Genomic DNA, 14,749 nt, shown 5'->3' with positions numbered 1-14,749 from the left:
GACCCTGATCAAAGGTGCTGTTTCAGGGTTTTTCACCTTTGCGCCGGCGCTGGCCGATGTCTGCCAGGCAGTCGGCCAGGGCTTCGAGGTGGTCGATCACCGAGTGCACGCCCAGGGCAAACAACTGCAAGGTGGCCTGGCCACGCTGGCGTTCCTGCTCTTTGGGGCCAAGGGCTTGCCACTGGCTGCTGGGCCCGCAGGCGGCCAGGCCGATGGTCCACAACCCGGCGTTGAGGCCCGACTGCAGCAGGCGTGGTTCGCCACTGACCAGCACGCAACCGTCGAGTTTGCCCGCCCTGAGGCTCATCAGTGCCTGCCAGCAGGCATCCGGTGCCGGCCAGGGGGTCTTGCAGGCCGGGAAGGCATTGAGCCAGGCCGGCAAGGGGCTGGCCATTTGTTTGCCGTCTGCAGCCGGCAGCTCATCGAGCCAGGCACAGGGAACCTTTTGCTGATACAGCCAGTCAAGGGTGGGCAGCGCGCCCGGAGTGGGGCAGGGTGCCTGGGCATCAGAGCCCGGGTTCACTTCGACAAGGCAGCCGCGCAAGCCGAACAGCAGGGCAGTGATGGCGGGGGAGTCTGGCATGGCAACGTCCCTGAAATACTTTGCAGGCTACGCTTGGGTTGTTACTTTTTGGTGACGCTGCCGATACACAGTTGTTCACATTTTTGCGACGTTGTTTATGCCAAGCTGCTTAACGGCAGCAGAGCCTTTATACTTGCTTCATTTTTTGGCGTAGGACGCGCGGCGTCTGCCTAGTTCGAGGAGTAACACTATGCGTAGGATCGGCCTGATCGATCGGATGACCCGGGCTTGTGTCTGTGCCGGCCTACTGTTGGCGCCTGTCGTCGCGGCCCAGGCGGCCACTGAAGAAGATCCCTGGGAAAGCATCAACCGGCCGATCTTCCGCTTCAACGACACGCTCGACACCTACGCGCTCAAGCCGCTGGCACAGGGGTACCAGGCGGTCACCCCGCAGTTCCTCGAAGACGGCATCCACAACATGTTCCGCAACCTGGGCGACGTCACCAACCTGGCCAACAACGTGCTGCAGCTCAAGCCGCACGCCGCCGGGGTTGATACTGCGCGGCTGATCGTCAACACCACCTTCGGTATTGGCGGGTTCTTCGATGTCGGCACCAAGATGGGCCTGCAGCGCAATGACGAAGACTTTGGCCAGACCCTCGGCTACTGGGGCGTGAGCAGCGGCCCGTACGTAATGCTGCCGTTGCTCGGCCCGAGCACCGTGCGCGATGCCATCGGCAAGTACCCGGACACCTACACCGAACCCTACCGCTACATCGACCACGTGCCGACCCGCAACACCGCCGCCGCCGTCGATGTGGTCGACACCCGCGCGAGCCTGCTGTCGGCTGAAAAGCTGATCAATGGCGACAAATACATCTTCATTCGCAATGCATACCTGCAAAATCGCGAATTCAAGGTCAAGGATGGCGCCGTCGTCGACGACTTCTGATCCGAGCGGGTAAACAAAAGGCGACCTTCAGGTCGCCTTTTTTGTGTCTGCAATTATTTCATGCTGAGGATGCGCAGCCCGAGTTTCTGCTTGCCGTCTTGCTGGTCGGCAATCCACACCACCTCTGTGCTCGCTTCCAGGCCCTTGAGTGCCGGATGGTCGGAGTCGATACGCACCTCGAGTTGATCGCCAACCGTGAACGGCTGCGGCGCCTGGACCTGCATGCCACTGCTGGAGAGGTCGAGGCAGACGGCGGCGATGACCTGCCCCTGGTGGATCAGGCTTATATCTGCTTCCACCCGCATGCGAATGAAATCGCGCTTCTCGCTGTAGTCCATGGGCCCTGAGCTCATCTCGGCATCCTTTCATTGCGTTGCGGTTGGAGGGGTTTTTATAACTCCCGGTGCTTTCGGCTGTAAAGAGCATCGGCGACCATCGGTGTGCCCTTGAAACGCCCGGCGGATGGGAGTACCGTCTGCGCCTTACAAGGCACCTCTGCTATTTGCCGGACAGGTTTTGATGTCCTACAACTCATAGAAGAGTAGCTCGAAGTGAATCCAGTACGTGGGCCGATGCTCACCTACGCCCAACCTATTCCTGGCGCCGTTTGCCCACATGCAGAAAACCAGTGCAACGCTGCTGATAATCGATGACGACGACGTCGTACGTGCGAGTCTTGCCGCCTACCTGGAAGACAGCGGTTTCAGCGTCCTGCAGGCAGCCAATGGCCAGCAGGGCCTGCAGGTCTTCGAACAGGAACATCCTGATCTGGTGATCTGCGATCTGCGCATGCCGCAAATGGGCGGCCTGGAGCTGATTCGCCAGGTAACCGAGCGCGCGCCGGAACTGCCGGTGATCGTGGTATCGGGCGCCGGGGTGATGAACGACGCCGTCGAGGCCCTGCGCCTGGGCGCGGCCGACTACCTGATCAAGCCCCTCGAAGACCTCGCGGTGCTCGAGCATTCGGTACGCCGGGCCCTGGACCGCGCGCGTCTGGTGCTGGAAAACCAGCGCTACCGGGAAAAGCTCGAAACCGCCAACCGCGAGCTTGAGGCCAGCCTGCACCTGCTGCAGGAAGACCAGACCGCCGGGCGTCAGGTGCAGATGAACATGCTGCCGGAAAGCCCCTGGGTGGCCGACGACCTGTCGTTCGAGCACCAGATCATTCCGTCGTTATACCTGTCGGGCGACTTTGCCGACTATTTCCGTGTCGATGACCGGCGAATTGCCTTTTACCTGGCAGACGTTTCCGGGCATGGCGCGTCTTCGGCCTTCGTCACCGTGCTGCTGAAGTTCATGACCACGCGCCTGCTGTTCGAATTCAAGCGCGGCGGCAACTTGCGTGACTTCAAACCGTCGGAAGTACTCGGACACATCAACCGCGGCCTGATCAACTGCAAGCTGGGCAAGCATGTGACCATGGTCGGCGGCGTGATCGACGAAGACACCGGTATCATGACCTACAGCATCGGTGGTCACCTGCCGTTGCCAGTGCTGTACACCCCGGGCCAGAGCCGTTATCTGGAGGGCCGCGGATTGCCGGTCGGCTTGTTCGAGGAGGCTACCTACCAGGACCACGTCCTGGAGTTGCCGCCGCAGTTCAGCCTGACCCTGCTGTCTGATGGCATTCTGGACCTTTTGCCCGGTGACACACTCAAAGATAAAGAGGCGGCCCTGCCTGAAATCATCAAGGCCGCAGGCGGTAGTCTGGATGGGCTGCGCCAACGATTCGGATTAGCTACGCTTGGGGAGATGCCGGATGATATCGCCCTATTGGTGTTGAGCAGGAACCTTCAATGAGTACGGGTAGAATCCAGTTCGCCGAGCAGAATGGCACCTTCGTGCTGAAGTTTGTCGGTGAAGTGCGCCTGACCTTGTGTTCGGCGCTGGATGCGACGATTGAAAAGATCTTCACGGCGCTGAATTTCTCGGCGATCGTCATCGATCTGACAGAAACCCACAGCATCGACAGCACCACCCTGGGCTTGCTGGCCAAGCTCTCGATCCTGTCGCGGCAAAAGGTCGGGTTGTTGCCGACGGTGGTCACCACCCACGCCGACATCACCCGCCTGTTGCAGTCGATGGGTTTCGATCAGGTGTTCAACATCGTTGACCGGCCGATCCCGTGCCCGGAATGCCTGACCGACCTGCCGTCGCAGGATCAGAACGAAGACGTGGTGCGCTCCAAGGTACTTGAGGCGCACAAGATCCTCATGGGTCTGAACGATTCCAACCGCGAAGCCTTCCACGACCTGGTCAACGCCCTCGAGCGCACCTGATCGTTGACCGGGCGCCGTTCTGGCGCCGGTCAAAAATCACTTAACAGTCAGCTTCGCGCGGTGGAAACTCGGTCGCCGCGCTGCCATCGGCGTTGAGCTGGAAAATCCGCGCCGGCTGCCCCTGTTCATTGAAAAATACCTGGCCCAGGCCCGCGCTGTTCCACAGCCGCTCGCCGGCCTTGCTGTGCGCGGGTGTGCGCGGCATCACCTGCATCTGCCGGCGCTTGGTAAACCAGTTGAGCGGTGAGCGCGGCGAGTACAGCCAGCGGTTTAGGCGATCGAAGGTGTCCAGCAGGCGCTTGGGGAACTGGTTCTTGATGCCGCTGCTGGTGATCTGCCACAGGTGCGGGGCGCGCTGGCGGTGGCGGATCAGCACCTCATAGACGAACGAGTAGTGCACGTCACCGGAAAGAATCACGTAGTGCCCCGGTGTGCGCGAGTGGCGGAAGATGTTCAGGATCACTTGCGCCGCGCCGCGATGGGCCATCCAGTTCTCGGCATCGACCAATAGCGGATAACCCAGCCAGCTGAATACCCGCTGCACGCTCTCGATCAGCTTGACGCCGAAGATCGGCGCCGGCGAGACGATGATCGCCGAAGGATGGTCGAGCAGCGCCTGTTGCAGCTCGCTTAAGGCTTCCCAGTCGAGCAGGCCCGAGGGTTTGTTGAAGTTGCTTTCACTGCGCCAGCGCCGGGTGCGGGTATCGAGCACCAGCAGCGCCGGGCTGCTGGGCAGGACGAACTGCCAGCCCTGAAAGCGCAGTACTTCGTTGATCAGCGCATCCTGCAGCGGCGTGTCGAGGTAGTCATCGGCGTCGGCACTGTGGCTGAAGGCCTGGCAATGCTCCAGTAGCCCGGTAAAGGCATCCGGGTTGTTGCCCCAGCCCTGGCACAGCATATAGCCGAGCAGGGCGTTGCCGATGATGCGCTTGGAGAACGGGTGGCCGTAGGCGGTTTCTTCCCATTGCGCCGACAGGTTCCAGTCATCGGTAATGTCGTGGTCATCGAAAATCATCAGGCTCGGCAAATGTGCCAATACCCGCGCCACCCCGCCAAGGCCGCTGGCAAAGCCGTCGATCAGTTGCTGTTCCTGGCGGTAGCGGGCCTGGCGCTCGGCATTGAGGCCGGGTGGCATCTGCACGTCGATCAGGCCCCAGGGCAGCGGGGACCAGACCAGCAGGTACATGGCCATGACTTCGGCGAAGGTCACCAGGTGGTTGTCGGCGTTGCTGCTGGTGAAGATCGGCTTGCGCGTGCCGCCGAAAAAGCGCTCGCGCAGGGTTTCGTTGCTCTCCAGTGCCGGCAGCAGGTCGGCGCGGTGGTAATAGCTGGCCGGGTGCTGGTAGAGCGCGGCGCTGTCATCGACTACCGCACCTTGCAGGTGCTCGCCAAACAGCCCCAGGCGCTCGATCAGCGCATGTATGGCGCGCAGCATGGGCCCGGCGACATCGTCGGCATACACCTGGTCACCGCTCATCATCAGCAGGGCCGGGCGCTGCAATGGCGTGGGGTGCTCCAGCAACAGGCGGTCGGCGCACAGCAGGCCGTCGGCCGCCGGGTGGTGGGGTTTGCGGCAGGAGCCGTGGAGCAGGTGCTCCAGGTGTGAACGCAGGACGAAATTCGGCCGTTGCGCGCCGGGGTAAAGCAGGTGCGGGGCGTACTCGGCGATACCTTGGTTGTTGACAATCAGGTCGTAGTCGATCTGTTCGTCACATGGCAGCGGGCTGTCGAGGCTGATGTCGAGCAGGTGGACAAACGCCTGGCGGCCAATCGGCACAACCGTGCAGTGGATGTCGGCAGTAATGCCTGCGCAGCTCAGGTGCAACTCGGCCTGCAGTGGCGTGGAGGCTACCAGCCAGAACACCATCCGGGTGGGTTCGAGGCGGCGCAGTAAAGGCCCGGCCAGTACTGCGGGTAATTCGGAAGATTCAGACATCAACATCTCTGAAAGCAAAGTCGAAAGCATCGCGGGTCAAGTCGAGTCGTCGCACCGCCGCTCCCACTTGATGGGTGGGAGCGGCGGTGCGACGACTCGACTTGACCCGCGATGAGGCCCTGAAGGCCGATAAGATGCTCTACGCTGCACCCCTCACTGGCAAACCCAGATTTGTATCAGGCCTTTGCCAACAACGCCTCAAGCTTCTCCTGGTCCCGGGCAAACTGGCGAATCCCCTCGGCCAGTTTCTCGGTGGCCATGGCATCTTCGTTCGACGCCCAGCGGAACTGGCTCTCCGTTAACTGCTGGCGCGCCTCGCCGGTTTTGCCAGGCTTGAGGATGCGCGGCAGCTCGCCCTGATCATCGCTCAACTGCTGCAGCAGCTCAGGGCTGATGGTCAGGCGGTCACAGCCGGCCAGTTGCTCTATCTGGCTGATATTGCGAAAGCTCGCGCCCATGACCACGGTCTTGTAGTCATTGGTCTTGTAGTAATCGTAGATGCGCGTCACCGACTGCACGCCCGGGTCTTCGGCGCCGACATAGTCCTTGCCGGTGGACTTCTTGTACCAGTCGTAGATGCGCCCCACGAACGGCGAAATCAAGAACACCCCGGCGTCGGCGCAAGCCTGGGCCTGGGCGAAGGAGAACAGCAGGGTCAGGTTGGTCTGGATGCCTTCCTTTTCCAGAACCTCGGCGGCGCGGATGCCTTCCCAGGTCGAGGCCAGTTTGATCAGCACCCGGTCACGGCCGATACCGGCCTGGTCGTACAGCTCGATCAACTGCCGGGCCTTGGCCAGCAGCGCCGGTTGGTCGAAGGACAGGCGGGCGTCGACCTCAGTGGAGATACGCCCCGGAATCACCTTGAGAATGCCGGCGCCAACCGCCACGGCAAAGGCGTCACAGGCGAGGCCGACATCGCCCTTGCTGTGCGCGACCGATTGCTGGAGCAGCTCGGCATAGCCAGGCATGGCCGCGGCCTTGAGCAGCAGCGAAGGGTTGGTGGTGGCATCGACCGGTTTCAAGCGGCTGATGGCATCAATATCACCGGTGTCGGCAACCACAGTGGTGAACTGCTTGAGTTGTTCCAGCTTGGAAGTCATGGGCGTGCTCTGTCCTGTGCAATGGATCGACATTACCCGAGCGCTGCCAGCCGCTCAAGGGCTGGCTGGCAGGCGGGGCGAAGGGGATAAGCCTTCGAGTGCCAAAGCGCGCACAGGTTCCGGGGTTAACGCCCCTGCAGCAGCTCGCCGGCCTGGTCGAGCAGGGCCAGCGGGTCCTTGCTCTTGTGGATATCCACCGACAGCAACTGGCGAAACTTGCGCGCCCCCGGGAAGCCCTGGCCAAGGCCGAGAATATGCCGGGTGATGTGATGCATGGCGCCGCCGCAGGCCAGGTGCGCAGCAATGTAAGGGCGCAATTTGGCCAGCGCTTCGCTGCGGCTGATCACCGGCGCGCTGCTGCCGAACAACTGCTGGTCAACTTCGGCCAACAGATACGGATTGTGATAAGCCTCGCGCCCGAGCATCACCCCGTCGAAAACCTTCAAGTGTTCCTGGCATTCCGCCAGGGTCTTGATCCCGCCGTTGAGCACCAGCTCAAGGTCCGGGAAGTCGGCCTTCAACTGCGCGGCGACGTCATACCGCAGCGGCGGAATCTCACGGTTCTCCTTCGGCGACAAGCCTTCAAGAATCGCAATACGCGCATGCACGGTAAAACTGCGGCAACCGGCATCACGCACCTGACCGACGAAATCACACAGCTCGGCGTAGCTATCGCGGCCATTGATACCGATGCGGTGCTTGACCGTCACCGGAATCTGCACCGCATCCTGCATCGCCTTCACGCAATCGCCAACCAGCGCCGGATGGCCCATCAGGCAGGCGCCAATCATATTGTTCTGCACCCGATCGCTTGGGCAGCCGACGTTGAGGTTGACCTCGTCATAGCCTGCGGCCTCGGCTAGCTTGGCGCAGGCGGCCAGATCAGCCGGCACACTGCCGCCCAACTGCAGCGCCAGCGGATGCTCGGCCTCGCTATGGCGCAGGAAACGCTCGGCATCACCGTGCAGCAAGGCGCCGGTGGTGACCATTTCGGTGTAGAGCAGGGCGTTGCTGGACAGCAGGCGCAGGAAGAACCGGCAGTGGCGGTCAGTCCAGTCCATCATAGGCGCAACACTGAACCGGCGAGACGGCTCAGGGCGCGGGTTTACTGGGGTTGAGGCGGATTCTAGAGGCATTTTTTAGTTACGTGTTTTGTACCATTTCTGGGCGTTTTAAGGCGTTTTTTGTACCCCGGTGGTACGATGTACCACCGACAATCTCCTTTGTACCACCGGAATCTATGGCAACGATCAGAGCACGAAAAAAGGCCGACGGAACGGTCAGCTACACCGTCCAGATCCGTCTTAAAAACAAGGGTGTCCTAGTCTACCAAGAGTGCCAGACATTCGCCCGCAAGCAGGCTGCCCAGGCGTGGGCAAAGCGACGAGAGACAGAGCTCGCTGAACCTGGTGCCATCGACCGGGCAAACCGCAAGGGGCACACCGTTCGCGAGATGATTGACCGCTACCTGGTCGAAGGCGCCAAGGTCCGGCCGCTTGGGAAAACCAAGAAGGCAACTTTGCTTGCCATTGCTGCCAGCCACTTCGGTGAGGTAATGGACTCTGCTATTAACAGCCAGATCCTGGTCGACTACGCTTTGTGGCGCATGAGCCCCGAGGGTGGCGCTGTACAGCCGCAGACGGCTGGAAATGATCTCGCGCACCTCGGGTCAGTGCTATCGGTGGCTCGGCCTGCTTGGGGGTATGAGGTGGAACCTCATGCCATGAGTGATGCCCGTACCGTGCTGAAGAAGCTCGGCTACAACATGAAAAGCCGTGAGCGTGATCGTCGGCCGGCGATGGATGAGCTGGACAGGCTGCTTGAGCATTTCTTCGAGATGCAGAAGCGTCGGCCATCGTCGATCAACATGCCAAAGGTGCTTGCCTTCGCCCTGTTCTCGACGCGCCGTCAGGAGGAGATCACGCGAATCCGTTGGGCTGATCTGGATGAAGAGCGGCAGGCTGTGAAGGTTCGGGATATGAAGAACCCAGGGCAGAAGATAGGTAACGATGTGTGGTGTCATCTGCCCGATGAGGCGTGGGCGATTCTTCAGAGTATGCCAAGGGAATGTGATGAGATTTTCCCCTACAACAGTGACTCAATATCTGCTGCGTGGACTAGGGCGTGTAAATTTCTATTGATCGCAGACCTACACTTCCACGATTTACGTCACGAAGGAGTTAGTCGATTATTTGAAATGGATTGGGATATACCGCGCGTCGCAAGTGTTTCAGGTCATAGGGATTGGAACTCGCTGAGACGGTATACGCATTTGAAGGGCAGAGGGGATTTGTATTTTGATTGGAAGTGGTTGAAGTGGGTGGTGGGGTCGGATGTGACTTTTGGGGCTAGGTTGAAATACAAAGGAAGGTGATAAGTCGTGGCTATAGATACTGGGTTTTGGGTTAGAAACTTTAGAGGCTTCAAGGAGGTCGGTGCGGGATTTGAAAGTATTAAATATTTAAATGTAATTGTGGGAAAAAATAATATAGGTAAGTCAAGCATAATTGAGGCGGTGCAGCATGTGTTTAGAGAACGAGGCACAGATTTTGAAATAGGAAAAAATGTAGAGTTGAGGGGGTGTTTTGCTGAAGATCAGTTGAGATCTCAGTTTCCTTCAAGTATGGGGGGTGGGTCTCTGCCTGGAAACCATTGGTCGGATCATGGGGCAAGTTTTTTAGGTGCAAAGATTGTCTGGAAAGAAACGGGTGGTAATGTCGAGGTCCTTGACGCCCTGGGGCGCGGACGGGCGCTAATACCTGGTGAAAAATCGAAACTGTCTAACGTGGTCGCTCAGGCGAAAAAAACTTACCAGCATGTACGGCTTGATGCGGATAGGGATTTAGTAAAAGAGCAGCATGTTTCTGAATTGAATCTTAAAAGTAATGGTGTGGGCGCTACAAATGTAATACAAAGTTATATAAATAGGTCGGATCTTAATCGAGATCTAATTCAAGTGAAGTTGCTTACTGCGCTTAACGTTATTTTTACTCCTGATACAGTGTTTACTGAAATCGCGGTTCAGTATCACTCAAATACTAATGAGTGGGAAGTGTATCTAGGGGAACATGGTAAGGGATTGGTTGCCCTTTCTGCTTCTGGCAGTGGTCTGAAAACTATAATTCTTACGCTGCTTAACCTGTTGGTGCGTCCAGACTTTGAACGAAAAGATATTGCTTCATATGTCTTCTCATTTGAGGAGTTGGAGAACAATTTGCACCCGTCTTTGCAAAGGAATTTGTTCTCATTTTTGCTTGGATATGCTCGTGAGAATAACTGTCATATATTTCTTACTACGCACTCTCAAGTTGCTATTGATTACTTTTACAGTGAGCCGGATGCGCAAATACTTCATGTCAAAAAAAATGAAGATGAAGTGCTTGGTGTCCTGTTGGATGATTTAAGTCATGGGTATTCTGTTTTAGACGATTTAGGGGCTAAGGCAAGTGATATTCTTCAGGCTAATGGGATTATATGGGTAGAGGGTCCTTCGGATCGAGTTTATCTCAATAAGTTTATAGAAATTTGGGGGGAGGGTGCCTACAAGGAGGGGCATCATTATCAATTTATATACTATGGGGGGAGCGTTCTGGCACACGTTAACGCAAATACTGATGAGGCTGAACTGGGGGAGGCGATCAGTGCTATTAAGATTAATAGGAATTTTATATTTGCATGCGATAGTGATAGACGGAACAAAAATGGCAAGCTGAAGAATAGGGTTACCGAGCTTCTTTCAGCGGTTTCTGTAGGTCGGGGGCATGTTTGGGTTACACGATGTAAGGAGATAGAGAACTATATTCCGAGAGAGTCCTTTGAGGCGGTACACGGGGCGTTTGCGCTACCTCAAATCGGTGAGTATGATTACATTCAGGATTATCTAAAAGCGCACAGGTTGTCAAAGGCATCTCAGTTTGCCAATAAACATCACTGGGCTGTTAAATATTGTGAGCATTTTAGTAAAGCTAACCTTAGCTTTAGGTCTGAATTGGATGAGGAAATCCCAAAGATCATCGAAACACTCATGGTCTGGAATAGTTGAGGGTGTAAAGGACGCCCAAGATAGGAGCCAGGAAATAGCTTGGTTGATTTCCTGGCTAGGTAAGAGCTATTTGTTCAGGCTTTGATGCTCTTTTAAAGCAATGCTCCGTTGGTACTCCAAGTATTCTGCAAGGTCGTTAACATGTATGCCTTTTGCGCTTTTTTGGCTATGTTCTAGACGGGTTATAGGGATTTTTATTTGCCCGGATAAAACTTTGCGCTGGAGCATTTCTGGTGTCAGGTGTGTGAAGTAGTCCTCGCAAACCTTTTGCAGAGGTATTATCGCGCTCCCATTGTACTGGGCCATTAGCAAAAAAACTGTATTCATAGTATCACCTGCAGCGAAAAACTAAGTCCCACCGCTACCTGTCGTACCCAGATACCCACCACCGGCTTGGCGCGGTTGAACCCTTTGACGCCGCCGCCCAAGTCACAGTACATGTGAAAGTGCTTGAGAATTTGCTTGCGAGGCATCATGCCGAGGTACCTCGCTGCGCGGTGATCTGCATCGCCTGGTCGAGCGTCATGACCCGACCGCTGAAGTACCACCGAGGATTGTCTACGTTGGTCAATACAAGAGTGTCCAGCAGCGGCACGGGCGCCCCCGCTTGCCAGTTGTCCAGTACGTTGCTGAGGCCAAGGGCCTTTGCAATGGTTCGTGCGTTGGAGGTCTTTCCGCAACCCTGTGGGCCGTGAACAAGACAGCTGAAGGGCGTGGCTTTGGTGGTAGTAGTCATGCTGCTTCTCCCGCACCCGCTGGTTTAGCCGGGGTGATACGCAACTGGGCATGTACCCGGGCGGCGAGCTCTTCGATGTAGCGTTGCTGGTCAGTAGCGTGTTGGGTTTGAGGGGCGACATGCAGGGCCTTCCAGGTGCGGGCAGCCAGCTTCAGAGTGTTGGCGGTTTTGGTTAGCAGGTCGTGGTCAGCCCTGGTCACCGGCATGTCGGTGTAGGACATGATCCGGTCTTCAAGCTCTTTGACCCTGCCTTGGAGAGCGGCTTTGATGGTGAGGTGCTTTCGTTGTTCGGCTTCAAGCTGGATGGCCAGCTCGTCTCGCTCGATGCGTATCGACGCGATTTGCTGAGAGTTGATTGCGTCGCGGGCTTCAAGCCCTGCCGCTCTTCCGCTTTCGAATGCGCGAGTCCGGGCTTTTGCGAAAAGGAAAGGCAGGAATGCAAGGGTGAACAGCCAGAGAGCTGCGAGGGCCAGGATGTAGTGTTGCTGTTGCATGTGCTGTGCTCCTAAGTAGCCTGCCACCGGGCAAGGTGAGAGTCGGTGGCGGGCTGAGAGCCCCTGTTGGCCGGGGCCGCCTGGTTCAAGCGGATCGCGTAGCTTGTTGAGCCTGTAGGTCGAGGTAGTCAGCTAGGTTGTGCAGGTAAACCACGTGCTGTGCCTTTGCGGAGTTGTGCAGCTTGTTCAGCCGCAACTTGATCTCGCCTTTGTTGATTAGCTCCCTAAACCGCCGGTCTGAGCCGATGTGAGGGAAGTAGCGCTCCCTCACAGCGGTCAGCGTTGGGCAGGGGGTGGTCCACTCGCTGCGCAGTTGTTCCAGCGTGCTCATGCGCACTCCCCGATCCCCTCATGGCCGAGCTGGAGCTTTGCTCGCACTGCTGCCGCTAGCTGCTCTTTGCTTGCGCCCGTGACAGCTGCGCACACCTCTCCCAGGCCGTTGGTTACAACCGCGCCGAGGGGAAGCTCCCGGTTGAGGGTGGTGATGACGTAGGCGATCTGGCCGACCTGCAGAACCTCGTCGACGCTCTCTTGTGCTTCCAGAAGGGTGAGTGCTTCTTCGGACTGGGCGCCAGAGTCGGCTCGGCCATTGGCCAGGTCTTGCAGAAAGTCGCGTAAGGACTGGCACTTGGTGGCCAGCCTGCGGGGGAGGGTTGCCAATGGTCACAAGAACGACGCTTTCGACGTTTTCTGCATCCTGATGCACGACGGTGACCAGCGGGCTGCGACCAGGGCGGCTGCGAAGGCCCTAGGATTGGATGTTAAGTCGCGTCCACCAGCCCCGCCGCCCCTCGGCGAGCTTCCCCGTGCCCCATCGGTAAATGAGCCCGCGAGTCTGCCAGCCGGTGCTGACGCAACTGAACAGGACGAAGGTGTGGCCCACGAAGCATTGGATAGCGAGGCAGCCAGCCCGGCCGGCTCCTCAGGCCAAGGGGGCGCGGGGGGTGATGCTTTGGACATCGACGTAGCGATGCGGCGGTTCGCCCTGGTCGAGGGCACCACCAATGTGTGGGACTTCGACAAGGGTAAGCCGATGAAGCGGACTGGCTTCGAAGCCTTGGTTGGTAAGCCGCTCGCGAAGGAGTGGATGGAGCGGACTGACAAGAAGTTGATCGCGTCGGAGAAGGTCCAAGAGCTCGACCAGGCACGGCGTCTGTCGGCCAAAAAAGGCGCCGCGTTGAAGATGGACCCTATCGAGCGCTACGTGTACATCGACGGCACAAAGGACGTCTGGGACCGCGAGAAGAAACGGCGCATAGCTGAAGGCGCTGTGAAGATGGCCCTGGGCGAGGAATATAAGTGGTGGTTGAACAGCCAGGATCGGCGAGTGGTGGACGTCGACCACATTGTGTTCGACCCGACCATGCGCAAGGACCCGAATGTTTACATCAACACCTTCGATGGGCTGCCCCTGGAGCCGGTGCGTGATGACGCCGCGTGCGAGAACCTGCGGTGGTTGATCTCATTTCTCTGCAACCATGACAACAAGGCGCAGGATTGGCTGGTCAAGTGGCTTGCATACCCGCTTCAGCACATGGGAGCCAAGATGGACACCGCCGTCTTGATGCATTCGATCATGGAGGGTTCCGGCAAGAGTTTGCTGTTTGCTGATGTGTTCGGCCAGCTGTATGGCCAATACGCGGCGACCGTCGGGCAGACGCAGCTGGAGGGCAGCTTCAACGCCTGGCAAAGCCGCAAGCTACCTGAAGAGACGCTGATACGGCCACCTCAATGGCGCGGTCGAGGCGGTGCTCAATGCCAACCAGGGGTTGGCCGACGAGCCGCAACCCTACCGCGCCGGTGTGCAGATCCTGCTGCCGGATCTGCCGACTTCGACCGAGGCACTAATGCGGCTCTGGGATTGAAGGCTAAGGAAGTAACTGGAATTTATCTGTTGGGATTTTTTTCAAGTATTTTGCTGCATTAATTGCGAAGCTTGCGCTATGTATGCATACATTCGTTAGGAGGAAGAAAAAGTACAACAGTGTGCCGTCCTCGGAGTTTATAGAAACCCAGCTTGAATGCGGGTTGGAGGCTCTAAGTTCAAGAGGAGTTAAGGTGTCAGGGATGTTGTCGAAATGTAAGTATCCTTTTTTTAGGATAAAAATTCCGTCAATGGAAGGAGAAGGGGTTTTTGTCCGAACGGGAAATGTTACCTTTGGAGGTTGTATGTGTAGCTTGCTATGGGTGGCGGTAAGCCAATTGTAAACTGTTTCGATCTTCGCCGGTCCGTCGTAGGCTACGACGAAATTTAAAATGCTCGGTAGTGCATAACCGACTTGACTAAATTTTAATAGGTTCGGCTTTAGCTTTTTCGCGTTTCGCGCTGCATTGACTGCCTGCTCAACACCGCTTGCGTCAAGTGTTGATTTGATTTCTATAGTTGCTATCACCGACTCAACTAAAAATGCATTGATGCCGCCTCCAAGGTCAAGCGTGGGGTAGTCCTTTCGGTATATGACCAAGTCAAATTGGTTTCTTGGCTCTCTAGGGGCAGAGGAGGAGTCAATTATCTCGCCAGTTCCAATCGCGAAAGTTGAGGGAAGGTGAGTTTCCAAAAACTCTCTTATGAAAGCCTCGCGCGGCGTGCCCTTATGCAATCCGTGGCCGCTGTTTCCGCTTATTTTAGAGCTGGCTAGAATTCTGTCTTCGATGGCGCTCATGTGGGCTGATAGCATTCTCAAATC

General features: G+C 57.4%; 15 protein-coding genes and 2 pseudogenes. 7 read left to right on the top strand and 10 right to left on the bottom strand.

What is annotated here, in order from left to right; translation table 11 throughout:
* Positions 1–22: 22 nt before the first annotated feature.
* Positions 23–583, bottom strand: coding sequence for a hypothetical protein (locus ACZ9A3_RS15070; RefSeq protein ID WP_045194865.1), 561 nt, complete (start codon positions 581–583; stop codon positions 23–25).
* Positions 584–773: 190 nt separating this feature from the next.
* Between ACZ9A3_RS15070 and ACZ9A3_RS15065 the strand changes: the two genes are divergently transcribed.
* The gene (locus ACZ9A3_RS15065) at positions 774–1,475 is read left to right on the top strand and encodes an MlaA family lipoprotein (protein ID WP_045194864.1); all 702 of its coding nucleotides are present in this window, start codon (positions 774–776) and stop codon (positions 1,473–1,475) included.
* 53 nt (positions 1,476–1,528) lie between these two features.
* Here ACZ9A3_RS15065 and ACZ9A3_RS15060 read toward each other — a convergent pair whose 3' ends face one another.
* The gene (locus ACZ9A3_RS15060; protein ID WP_045194861.1) at positions 1,529–1,828 is read right to left on the bottom strand and encodes a PilZ domain-containing protein; all 300 of its coding nucleotides are present in this window, start codon (positions 1,826–1,828) and stop codon (positions 1,529–1,531) included.
* 262 nt (positions 1,829–2,090) lie between these two features.
* On the opposite strand from ACZ9A3_RS15060, the gene rssB reads away from it, so the two are divergent.
* The gene (gene rssB / locus ACZ9A3_RS15055; RefSeq protein ID WP_045194857.1) at positions 2,091–3,275 is read left to right on the top strand and encodes a two-component system response regulator RssB; all 1,185 of its coding nucleotides are present in this window, start codon (positions 2,091–2,093) and stop codon (positions 3,273–3,275) included.
* A complete protein-coding gene (gene rssC / locus ACZ9A3_RS15050; protein WP_038994382.1) occupies positions 3,272–3,754 on the top strand; it encodes an anti-sigma factor antagonist RssC in 483 nt (160 codons plus the stop codon). Before rssB ends, rssC begins: the two co-directional genes overlap by 4 nt.
* Positions 3,755–3,794: 40 nt before the next feature.
* Here the strand turns inward: rssC and ACZ9A3_RS15045 are convergent, their stop codons facing one another.
* The 3 genes from ACZ9A3_RS15045 to dusA all read right to left on the bottom strand — a co-directional run bounded on the left by ACZ9A3_RS15045 (position 3,795) and on the right by dusA (position 7,926).
* On the bottom strand, positions 3,795–5,690 hold the full coding sequence (locus ACZ9A3_RS15045) for an alkaline phosphatase D family protein (protein WP_258594332.1): 1,896 nt from the start codon (positions 5,688–5,690) through the stop codon (positions 3,795–3,797).
* Between the two features lie 176 nt (positions 5,691–5,866).
* Positions 5,867–6,790, bottom strand: coding sequence for a transaldolase (gene tal / locus ACZ9A3_RS15040; protein WP_476252877.1), 924 nt, complete (start codon positions 6,788–6,790; stop codon positions 5,867–5,869).
* Between the two features lie 125 nt (positions 6,791–6,915).
* Positions 6,916–7,926: a tRNA dihydrouridine(20/20a) synthase DusA gene (gene dusA, locus ACZ9A3_RS15035; RefSeq protein WP_195884676.1), complete on the bottom strand. Its 1,011-nt coding sequence runs from the start codon at positions 7,924–7,926 to the stop codon at positions 6,916–6,918.
* Positions 7,927–8,030: 104 nt separating this feature from the next.
* Between dusA and ACZ9A3_RS15030 the strand changes: the two genes are divergently transcribed.
* Both ACZ9A3_RS15030 and ACZ9A3_RS15025 read left to right on the top strand, forming a co-directional pair.
* A complete protein-coding gene (locus tag ACZ9A3_RS15030; protein WP_476252876.1) occupies positions 8,031–9,164 on the top strand; it encodes a site-specific integrase in 1,134 nt (377 codons plus the stop codon).
* A gap of 6 nt (positions 9,165–9,170) precedes the next feature.
* Positions 9,171–10,832: an ATP-dependent nuclease gene (locus ACZ9A3_RS15025; RefSeq protein WP_476252875.1), complete on the top strand. Its 1,662-nt coding sequence runs from the start codon at positions 9,171–9,173 to the stop codon at positions 10,830–10,832.
* A gap of 66 nt (positions 10,833–10,898) precedes the next feature.
* On the opposite strand, the gene ACZ9A3_RS15020 is transcribed toward ACZ9A3_RS15025, so the two are convergent.
* The 4 genes from ACZ9A3_RS15020 to ACZ9A3_RS15005 all read right to left on the bottom strand — a co-directional run bounded on the left by ACZ9A3_RS15020 (position 10,899) and on the right by ACZ9A3_RS15005 (position 12,393).
* Complete coding sequence (locus tag ACZ9A3_RS15020; protein ID WP_476252874.1) at positions 10,899–11,159, bottom strand: pyocin activator PrtN family protein; 261 nt, start codon at positions 11,157–11,159, stop codon at positions 10,899–10,901.
* 145 nt (positions 11,160–11,304) lie between these two features.
* The gene (locus tag ACZ9A3_RS15015) at positions 11,305–11,568 is read right to left on the bottom strand and encodes an AAA family ATPase (RefSeq protein ID WP_476252873.1); all 264 of its coding nucleotides are present in this window, start codon (positions 11,566–11,568) and stop codon (positions 11,305–11,307) included.
* Complete coding sequence (locus tag ACZ9A3_RS15010) at positions 11,565–12,062, bottom strand: hypothetical protein (RefSeq protein ID WP_476252872.1); 498 nt, start codon at positions 12,060–12,062, stop codon at positions 11,565–11,567. The genes ACZ9A3_RS15015 and ACZ9A3_RS15010 overlap by 4 nt, the downstream gene beginning before the upstream one ends.
* Before the next feature lie 85 nt (positions 12,063–12,147).
* A complete protein-coding gene (locus tag ACZ9A3_RS15005) occupies positions 12,148–12,393 on the bottom strand; it encodes a pyocin activator PrtN family protein (RefSeq protein WP_476252871.1) in 246 nt (81 codons plus the stop codon).
* A gap of 321 nt (positions 12,394–12,714) precedes the next feature.
* Between ACZ9A3_RS15005 and ACZ9A3_RS15000 the strand changes: the two are divergent.
* Positions 12,715–13,764, top strand: a pseudogene (locus tag ACZ9A3_RS15000) (primase-helicase family protein); the annotation flags it as partial.
* A gap of 16 nt (positions 13,765–13,780) precedes the next feature.
* A pseudogene (locus ACZ9A3_RS14995) lies at positions 13,781–13,927 on the top strand (tail protein X); the annotation flags it as partial.
* A 3-nt stretch (positions 13,928–13,930) separates the two neighbouring features.
* Here the strand turns inward: ACZ9A3_RS14995 and ACZ9A3_RS14990 are convergent.
* Positions 13,931–14,725, bottom strand: a complete 795-nt coding sequence (locus tag ACZ9A3_RS14990; RefSeq protein WP_476252870.1) for a DUF6602 domain-containing protein — start codon at positions 14,723–14,725, stop codon at positions 13,931–13,933.
* Between the last annotated feature and the right edge of the window lie 24 nt (positions 14,726–14,749).

This window comes from Pseudomonas sp. TE4620 (genome assembly GCF_056279045.1).
Note: the sequence above shows the minus strand (reverse complement) of the source record. Positions and strands in the feature narration are given on the sequence as shown.